Below are 2338 nucleotides of genomic sequence, written 5' to 3' on the forward strand. Positions count from 1 at the left end.
AGTAGCCGGTGATCAGACCGTTGGGGTTGTCGTTCTCGGCGCGCAGGCCGTAGACATCGAGATTCTGCTTGAGGAATGCACGAATCTCGGCGGCGCTTTGCGGCACATTCACCGCCGCAGCGCAGGTCGGCCCCCAGACTGCGTCGGCTTTGAGTCGTGTGCAGGCGCTGCGCCACGAGCCGAAACCGGCGACCAGATCGCTGTCGGATACCGCTGGCAAGGCTTCCCATGTCGCGCTGGAATAGGTAGCCAGCGCATGGGTTTTTGGTTTGGCGCTGTCGCCGCCTGTGCAACCGGCGAGAATGGCGAGCAGTGGAAGGGTGACGATAAGCGGGTGACGCCAGGCCGTGAAGCGGCTGTTCATGGAGTGATTCCTGTGCCGGTTGGCCGAGTGCTCCATGCGCTCGACCAACCCGTATTTTTAATAGGGCTATTGGTGTTTGGCGGTGAGCCGAGGATACTGGCCGCCGATTTCCGCGACCTGAAGCCACCATGACTCTGAAACCCATTGCTGTTGTATTGCTGGCCTGCCTGACCTTGTCCGCCTGTGGCGGTGTCGACCCGAATTCGCCGCTGGGTCAACGCAAGGCCATCTTCAAGCAGATGCTCAAGACCAGCGAAGACCTCGGCGGCATGTTGCGCGGGCGCATTGCCTTCGACGGACCGAAATTTGCTGAGGGCGCGGTCAGACTTGATGCGTTGGCCCATGAACCGTGGAAGCATTTTCCACAGGTGCGCGAGGAAGATCACACCAGCGCCAAGGACGATGTCTGGCAGAAACAGGCGCGTTTTCAGGAACTGGCCCGCGCCCTTGAAGCGGCTACCGGTGAATTGGTGGTCGCCAGTCAGGTTCAGCCTTACAAGGCCGGTAATCTCGGGCCGGCAGTGCAGAAAGTTGAAGATGCCTGCAGTGCTTGCCATAAAGAGTTTCGCGATCATTGATTCCTGAGGCTGCTGAGTACGTTGTGGCGAGTGAGTACTTTGTGGCGAGGGGATTTATCCCCGATGGGCTGCGAAGCAGCCCCAAACCATACAACCGGGTTTTTTCAGTCGGACCCAACTAGCCGAATGTGCGACGGCCTCGCCGCCGGAAGGGGATAAATCCCCTCCCCAAAGGGCTTTGGTTACTTGTCGATCTCGTCCAGCGCTTCCTGCAGTTCCTTGCGCGACTCGGCGAGCTTTTCCTTGCGCTTGTTGATCTTCTCCGGATCGCCCTTCTTCATGGCCTTGTCGAGGTCCGCCTGACGCTGGCTCACCTCATGCTTGGCCTCAAGCACTTTGTTCTCACGTTCTTTTTTCAGCCCGGCGTCGGTGCAGTGTTCATTGACTTCACGCAGTGCGGTTTCCAGGCCTGCCTGCTGCTCCATGTTGCCGCGCGACTTGGCCTGTTCGATCTGATTGATGATGCCCTGCTTCTTGGCAGCGCAACCGGTCAGGCCCGGGCCGTCTTCTTCGGCCATGACCGGGGCGGCCATGACGCCGCAAAGAGTAAGCAGGGCGAGCGGTGCGAGAAATTTCATAAAAGCTCCATGTGCAAAGGCAATCGGGGTGGGAGGGCACTGCGCTGTTGGAGCGTCTGGCCGGCCGTTGGGTTCCCGCCGGGCGGGGATTGCAGGTTCAGAAGCCGTCGATTCCGGCGGCTTTCAGGGTTTCACTCAAAGCCAGTACCTGCGGGTCGCGAAAGAATGCGCTCAGTTGCGCCGCGCGTCCCGGGCCGATGCCGGCTTCTGCCTGCCATTGTTCAGTGTCGCGTTGTGCCAGGGCCTGCCACGAATCGTCCAGTTGTGCCTGTCCGGTCGGCGGCATGCCCAGCGCTTTCAACCATCGAGCGAACGGCTGTTGCCGCGCGCCCTCAAAACTCTGGATCAAACGTGCGCTGCTGCGCTCGCCGAGGCCGGCAATGTTAGCAAGCTCTGACGCATCGAGGGTCAGCCAATCCAGCAGGTGTTTCAGACGGCCTGTTTCCAAAAGTTTCTCCCAGGTGCCGCGACCGACATGCTGCATGGCCAGGCCCTGCTTGCCACTGAGCCAGGTCAGACGCGCGAGAAACTGGCTTTCACACCCCGGCGTCGGCTGCCAGCAGCTCAGGGCGTGGTAATCGCCGGCATCGGGAATGCTGATGTCTGCCCGTTCGCTGGTGCGCAGCACGACACTGTCGAGGCGCGGAATGGTCAGCCCGGCCAGACTGATTGCCACCTGATCGCCGGGACGGATGTCGAGGGTTTGCCAGCGCTTGAGCGAGCTGACGCTGACCCGTTTGATTTCGCGGTCATCGAGTCTGACCGGCAGCAGTTCCAACACTGGGGTGATCCGCCCGGTGCGGCCGATTTTGAAATTG

At 60.7% G+C, this 2338-nt stretch carries 2 protein-coding genes and 2 pseudogenes; 1 reads left to right on the forward strand and 3 read right to left on the reverse strand.

Going from position 1 to position 2338, the window contains the following annotated elements:
- Positions 1-364 (reverse strand): annotated as a pseudogene (locus OQK_RS31260) (transglycosylase); the annotation flags it as partial.
- Between the two features lie 128 nt (positions 365-492).
- Here OQK_RS31260 and OQK_RS12960 point away from each other — a divergent pair.
- Positions 493-942 (forward strand): c-type cytochrome, encoded by a 450-nt coding sequence (locus OQK_RS12960; RefSeq protein ID WP_016772778.1) that lies wholly within the window; start codon positions 493-495, stop codon positions 940-942.
- Positions 943-1124: 182 nt separating this feature from the next.
- Here OQK_RS12960 and OQK_RS12965 read toward each other — a convergent pair whose 3' ends face one another.
- Together OQK_RS12965 and OQK_RS31265 are read right to left on the reverse strand one after the other, a co-directional pair.
- Complete coding sequence (locus tag OQK_RS12965) at positions 1125-1520, reverse strand: DUF1090 domain-containing protein (protein WP_016772779.1); 396 nt, start codon at positions 1518-1520, stop codon at positions 1125-1127.
- Between the two features lie 97 nt (positions 1521-1617).
- Positions 1618-2338 (reverse strand): annotated as a pseudogene (locus OQK_RS31265) (NAD-dependent DNA ligase LigB); the annotation flags it as partial.

The sequence above is a fragment of the Pseudomonas sp. R62 genome (genome assembly GCF_000257605.1).
GTDB lineage: Bacteria > Pseudomonadota > Gammaproteobacteria > Pseudomonadales > Pseudomonadaceae > Aquipseudomonas > Aquipseudomonas atacamensis.